Here is a 6,509-nt window from a genome sequence, read left to right on the forward strand (position 1 = left end):
GCCGGCCCCCGACCCGGCGGAGCGCGCGGCCGCGGTGGCGCGGCTGACCGGACCGGGTTCACCCTTCGAGGTGCGCACCGAGCCGGTGCGCGGCAGGCCGATGCGCGTGTTCCGGCACCGCAGACGTTCGCTGCGGGAACTGCTCGACGCCTCCACGGCGCACGGTGCCGCGGAGTACCTCGTCTGCGGCGGGCGGCGGGTCACCTTCGCCGCGCACCACGCGGCCGTGGCCTCGGTGGCGCACGCGCTGCGCACCCGGTACAGGATCCGCCGGGGTGACCGGGTGGCGATCCTGGCGGCGAACAGCGCCGAATGGATCATGACGTTCTGGGCCTCGGCCGCGCTCGGCGCGGTCACGGTGGGGATGAACTCGCTGTGGTCGGCCCGCGAGATCGCCCACGGCGTCGCCGACAGCACCCCCTCGGTGATCGTGGCCGACGACCGGCGCCGTGCCCTGCTCGGCGCGGTAAACGTGCCGGTGCTGTCGATCGAGCACGACCTCGCCGAACTCGCCGCCGCCCACCCGGACGCCGGGTTGCCGGATTCCGGGCGGACCGAGGACCGTCCCGTCGAGGACGATCCCGCGGTGATCCTCTACACCTCCGGCACGACCGGCCGTGCCAAGGGCGCGGTGCACTCCCACCGCAACGTCCTGGCCGCCTGCGACTTCCACCTGTTCAACGATGCGCTGGCCGCCGAGCTGGGCCGCCCGCCGGGACGGCGCCGGTTCCTGTTGGCGACGCCGCTGTTCCACATCGCGGCCCTGCACAACCTCGCCGTCCCGCGGTTGGCCGCGGGCGACACCGCGGTCATCCACACCGGACGGTTCGAGGTGGACAGGGTGCTGCGGTTGATCGAACGGGAGCGGGTCACGAACTGGGGAGCGGTGCCCACGATGGTGCGCCGGGTGCTCGAACACGCCGACCTCGCCGACTACGACCTGTCCAGTCTGACGAGCCTGTCGCTGAACTCGGCACCGTCGTCGCGGGCACTGTTCGACCGGGTGCGCCGGGCCCTGCCCGGTACGGCCGCGGCACTGGGCACCAGCTACGGACTCACCGAGACCGCGACCGGGGCGACCGTCGCCACGGCCGCCGATCTCGCCGAGGATCCGGACACCGTGGGGCGCCCGGTGGTCAATGTGGACGTCGAGATCCGGGACGCCGACGGAAATCCGGTTCCGGACGGGGTGGAGGGCGAGATCCACGTGCGCGGTGCGCAGGTCATGCTCGGGTACTGGAACCGGCCCGACGCCACGGCCGGGGCGCTCGGCGCGGACGGCTGGCTGCGTACCGGGGACCTGGGCACGCTGGTCGGCGGCAGACTGCGGATCAGCAGCAGACGGTCGGACCTCATTCTGCGCGGCGGGGAGAACGTCTACCCCGTCGAGGTGGAGCACGCGCTGGCCGAACACCCCCGGGTGTCCGAGGCCGTGGTGCTCGGCACCCCACACCCCGACCTCGGCGAGGAGGTCACCGCCGTCGTGGTGACCTCCCCCGCCCCGGCACCCCCGGACGGCACGACCACCCCGGACGGCCCGGTCCCGGACGGAGCCGCACCGGACGACGTGGACGAGGACGTGCTGTCGACGTTCGTCGCCGACCGTCTGGCCCGTTACAAGGTCCCCACCCGCTGGCTGATCACCACCACCCCCCTCCCGCGCAACGCCACCGGCAAGGTCGAGCGCCCCACCGTGCGCACCTGGTTGCCGTGAAGGGCACCTTCCCTGCGTGAGCGGCTGTGAGGGGCACTTTCCCTGCGCGTGACGCAGCGAAAGTGCCCCTCACGGCAACCTCCCGGGACGCTCCCGTTGAGTGGGACCACCGGCCCCGGGGCGGGGACGGTGCGGTTGTCTCCGGGGATCGAGCACCTCGTCGAGGGTGGCCGAGGAGGAGAGATGACAGGGCGTGCGACGTCGCGGTGGTGGCCGGTGGTGTTGGCCGCCGTCCTGGTACTGGGCACGGCGTGTTCCCCGGGCGGCGACCGGGCGGATGCCGGGGCCGGCACCGCCGCGGACGGCGGTACGGACTACCGGACCGGCCTGCGCAACACCGACCCCGGAGCGGCCACACCCGACCGGGGCGGGACCTTCACGATGGCGGCCTTCTCCGAGCCACGGGTGCTGGACCCGGCGCGGACCATCGTGGCGGGATCCACCGGTGGCGTCGCCCTGGCGGCGGTCTACGACGTGCTCATGCGCTGGGACAGTGAGCGCGAGGAGGTCGTGCCGCGGTTGGCGGAGTCGCTCGAACCGGACGACGGATTCACCACCTGGACACTGCGTCTGCGGGACGGTGTGCGGTTCAGCGACGGCACCCCGCTGGACGCCGCGGCCGTCACCCACAGCATCGAGCGCTACGTCGACGCCGGGGCCGACGACGCGGCGGTGTGGACGTCGGCGGTGCGGGACATGCGCACCCCGGACGAGCACACCGTCGTGTTCGAGCTGAGCGGGAAGTGGCCCGGGTTCCCCCATCTGCTCACCGCCGGTGCGGGCATGATCGTCGCGGAGTCCGCGGGGGAGGGCGACGGGTTCCGTCCGGTGGGCGCCGGGCCGTTCACCTTCGTCCGGCACGCACCCCGGGAAGAGCTGGTTCTCGCGGCGAACGAGGACTACTGGGACGGCAGGCCGCAGCTCGACCGCGTCCGGATGGTGTTTCTCAACGACCAGCACACGGCGAGGGAGTCGTTCGACTCCGGCGGAGTGAACGCCGTCTTCCTGCGCGACCCCGACCTGGTGGACCGCGCTCTCGCCGAGGGCCGTCGCGGCTACCTCAGTCTGGTGTCCCTGGGCAACGTCGCCGTGATCAACGCCGACGAGGGCAGACCCGGCGCCGACCCCCGGGTCCGGCGGGCCATGCACCACGCGATCGATCCGGACCTGGTGCGCCGCCGGGCCTACGAGGGCGCCGGGATCGCGAGCAACGCGGTCTTTCCCGCCCAGTCCCGGTGGCACGGCGACACCGAGCCGCTGCCGTACGACCCCGCCAGGGCGGAGGAGCTGCTCCGGCAGGCCCGTGCGGACGGATTCGACGGACACATCCGCTACACCGACGCCGGGGACCCGGCCTCCCGCGCCACGGCACTGACGGTCAAGTCGGCCCTGGAGGCCGTGGGTTTCACCGTGGAACTCGACCTGGTGCGCACGATCGCCGACCAGATCACGAAGGTTTCGGTGGAACGCGACTACGACGTGGCCGGGTGGGGCATCAGCTGGCGCGAGTCCGGCCCCTACAGCCGGATGTACTCCACGCTGCACAGCGAGGGCGACCTCACGGTCGGGATGGCCACCGGTGCGGAGACCGACGCGCTGCTCGGCGAGCTGAAACGGGCCGAGACCCCCGACGAACGGGCCGCCGTCCTGGACGAGGTCCAGGCGCGGTGGAACGACCAGGTGCCCGCGCTGGTCTACGGGCCCACGGCCGAGTTCCTGGTGTGGTCCGACCGGGTCCACGGCGTGACCGACACCGCCAACAGCATGGTGCTGCTCGACGACGCCTGGATCGACGGCGGCGGTCGCTGACATCGGACGGGCACGGCGGGGAAAGGAAGGTTCCACGATGGTGTGGACCGCGTTGCGGCGCCTGGGCGAACTGGTGATCGTGCTGTTCCTCGTCAGCGCGGGCACGTTCGCACTGGTGTCGCTGATGCCGGGTGACCCGGCCGTCACGGTGCTCGGCGAGGGGCACGCCGAGCACGAGTACGCGGCGGTGCGGGCGGACATGGGGCTGGACGACCCGTTGCCCGAGCGCTACGTCGACTGGCTCGGCTCGGCCCTGCGGGGTGATCTCGGCACCTCGGTCGTCCCGCCGTACAGCGGGATCAGCGAGCGGATCGGTTCGGCACTGCCGGTGAGCGTGGAACTGGCGGTGCTCGGCCTGGGCATGGCGCTGGTGCTGTCGATTCCCCTGGCGATGTGGTCGGCCTACCACGCGGGTGGCCGGGTGGACCGGCTGATCAGTGCGGGCACCTTCGGCATGCTCTCGGTGCCCAGTTTCCTCGCCGGCCTCCTGGTGATCATGGTGTTCGCCAACGGGCTCGGCTGGTTCCCGCGGGCGGAGTGGGTGCGCCCCGGTGAGGGGCTCGTGGACAACCTCCACCACGCGTTCCTGCCCGCCCTGACGATCGCGCTGGCCGAAACGGCACTGTTCACCCGGGTCCTGCGCAACGACCTGATCACCACGCTGCGCGAGGACTACATCCTCTCGGCGCGCGCCAAGGGCATGTCCACGGTGCACATCCTGCTCAGCGACGCGCTGCGGCCCTCGTCGTTCTCCCTGATCACGGTCCTGGGCCTCAGTCTCGGCAGGCTGATCGGCAGCACCGTGATCGTGGAGTACCTGTTCGCCCTGCCCGGGATGGGGTCGTTGGTGATCAACGCGGCGAACGAGGGCGACTTCCCGATGGTGCAGGGCGCGGTCCTGGTGATCGCCTGCATCTACGTGCTCACCAACACGGTGGTCGACCTCTCGTACCACTACCTCGACCCACGGATCAGGCGGGCCCATGTCTGAGGACACGCGACAGCAGGCGCACCCGGCGGAGGCATCCGCGGCACCGGCCGGGCGGGACACCCGGTCCCGTCCGGGCCGGTCCCGTGGGGGCAGGGACCGGCCCGGCACGCTCCGCCGGTGGCGGATCCGGGCCGCGGCGCGGTTCGACATGGCCGCGTGGCTGTGCGGGGCCTGGGTGGTCCTGCTCGTGGTCGGCGCCGTGGCCGCACCGCTGCTCCCCCTGGCCGAACACCGCGACCTCACCGAGACCATGACCGCACCGGCGCTGGCCCGGCCGGACCTGTTCGGCCCGCACCCGCTGGGCACCAACAACTTCGGCCTGGACCTGCTGGCACGCCTGCTCTACGGTGCCCGCGCCTCGCTGGTCGTCTCGGTCGGCGCGGTGCTGATCGGGATGATCGTCGGTGGGGCGGTCGGTGTGCTCGCCGGGTACTTCCGGCGGCTCACCGACTCGGTCGTGGGCGTCCTGACCAACTCGCTGCTCGCCGTGCCGCCGCTGATCCTGCTCATCGCGCTGGCGACGGTGCTGGAACCGAACCTGCGCAACATCGCGTTCGCGCTGTCCGTGCTCGCCCTGCCGGGCATGATCCGGCTGGCCCGGGCGAGCACGCTCGCGGTCGCGCAGCGGGAGTTCGTCCTCGCCGCCGAGTCGATGGGCGCGTCCCGGCTGCGGGTGATGACCCGTGAGCTCGTGCCGAACGTGCTCCCGCCCCTGGCCTCGTACGGCATGGTGATGGTGTCGGTGCTGATCGTCGCCGAGGCGTCGCTGAGCTTCCTCGGCCTCGGCATCCAACAGCCGGAGCCGTCGTGGGGCAACATGATCGCCGAGGGGCAGGGCGACACGTTCGCCGACCACCCGCACCTCGTGCTGGTGCCGGGGATCGCACTCTTTCTGACCGTGTTCTCGTTCAACCTGCTCGGCGAGAAGGCGCGGAAGCGCTGGGACCCGCGCGGTGCCAAGCTCTAGGAGGCCTGCGATGCGCACCGACACCACCGCCACCGACACCAGCACCGACACGACCGCCACCGGCACCACGGGCGTGCGGCCCACCACCGGTCCCGCGGGTCCCACCGCGCGGGCGGCCGGGGAACCGCTGCTGGTCGTCGAGGACCTGCGGACCCGGCTGAGCACCGCACGGGGCGCGCTCACCGCCGTCGACGGGGTCTCGTTCACCCTGCGGGCGGGCGAGACACTGGGCGTCGTGGGCGAGTCCGGCTCGGGCAAGTCCGTGCTCGGCCGCAGCGTCATGGGGCTGCACACCACCGGGCCCGGGGTCACGGTCACCGGCCGGGTGAGCTTCGCGGGGACCGACGTGCACGCACTCCACCGGGCGGGCCGCCGGGCGTTGTGGGGCTCCCGGATCGGGATGGTCTTCCAGGACCCGATGACCGCGCTGAACCCGGTCAAGAAGATCGGGACGCACCTGACCGAGACGGTCCGCGGACACGCCCGCGTGTCCCGTGCGGCCGCTCGCGCCCGCGCGGAGGAGCTGCTGGGGCTGGTCGGCATCCCGGAGCCGCGCCGCAGGCTCGGCCAGTACCCGCACGAGCTCTCGGGTGGGATGCGGCAGCGTGTCGTGATCGCGATGGCGATCGCGAACGAGCCGGAGCTGCTGATCGCCGACGAGCCCACCACCGCACTCGACGTCACCGTGCAGAAGCAGATCCTGGACCTGCTCGGCAGGCTCCGGACGGAACTGGGCACGGCGATCGTCCTGATCAGTCACAACCTGGGCGTGGTGTCCGGCCGGGCCGACCGGGTCGCCGTGATGTACGCGGGCAGGATCGTGGAGACCGCGGGGGCGGGCGAGCTGTTCCGCAACCCCCGCCACCCCTACACCGGGGCGTTGCTGGACTCGCTGCCTGCGCTGGACCGGGCGCCGCACACCCGGCTCGACACGATCGAGGGCGCCCCGCCGGACATGGTGTCCCCGCCGCCCGGCTGCCGGTTCGCGCCCCGCTGCCGCTTCGCCCGGACGGACTGCCGCACGGTCA

At 72.5% G+C, this 6,509-nt stretch carries 5 protein-coding genes; all 5 read left to right on the forward strand.

Features of this window, described 5'->3' with window-relative positions:
* The coding region (locus ACTIR_RS0100680) for a class I adenylate-forming enzyme family protein (RefSeq protein WP_026452845.1) at window positions 1-1,714 on the forward strand (1,714 nt) is incomplete at its 5' end.
* A gap of 183 nt (window positions 1,715-1,897) precedes the next feature.
* Entirely contained in the window at window positions 1,898-3,523 is a 1,626-nt protein-coding gene (locus ACTIR_RS0100685; protein ID WP_026452846.1) for an ABC transporter substrate-binding protein, read from the forward strand.
* A gap of 37 nt (window positions 3,524-3,560) precedes the next feature.
* Complete coding sequence (locus ACTIR_RS0100690; protein ID WP_026452847.1) at window positions 3,561-4,514, forward strand: ABC transporter permease; 954 nt, start codon at window positions 3,561-3,563, stop codon at window positions 4,512-4,514.
* Window positions 4,507-5,481 (forward strand): ABC transporter permease, encoded by a 975-nt coding sequence (locus tag ACTIR_RS20975; protein WP_084789258.1) that lies wholly within the window; start codon window positions 4,507-4,509, stop codon window positions 5,479-5,481. The genes ACTIR_RS0100690 and ACTIR_RS20975 overlap by 8 nt, the downstream gene beginning before the upstream one ends.
* A gap of 10 nt (window positions 5,482-5,491) precedes the next feature.
* A partial coding sequence (locus tag ACTIR_RS20980; RefSeq protein ID WP_084789259.1) for an ABC transporter ATP-binding protein occupies window positions 5,492-6,509 on the forward strand: 1,018 nt, incomplete at its 3' end.

It is taken from the genome of Saccharomonospora iraqiensis subsp. iraqiensis (assembly GCF_000430445.1).
Classification (GTDB): domain Bacteria; phylum Actinomycetota; class Actinomycetes; order Mycobacteriales; family Pseudonocardiaceae; genus Saccharomonospora; species Saccharomonospora iraqiensis.

Bases quoted from the DNA above. Each gene is read 5' to 3' on its own strand.
- ACTIR_RS0100685 (WP_026452846.1), top strand. From the start codon at position 1,898: ATGACAGGGCGTGCGACGTCGCGGTGGTGGCCGGTGGTGTTGGCCGCC.
- ACTIR_RS0100690 (WP_026452847.1), top strand. From the start codon at position 3,561: ATGGTGTGGACCGCGTTGCGGCGCCTGGGCGAACTGGTGATCGTGCTG.
- ACTIR_RS20975 (WP_084789258.1), top strand. From the start codon at position 4,507: ATGTCTGAGGACACGCGACAGCAGGCGCACCCGGCGGAGGCATCCGCG.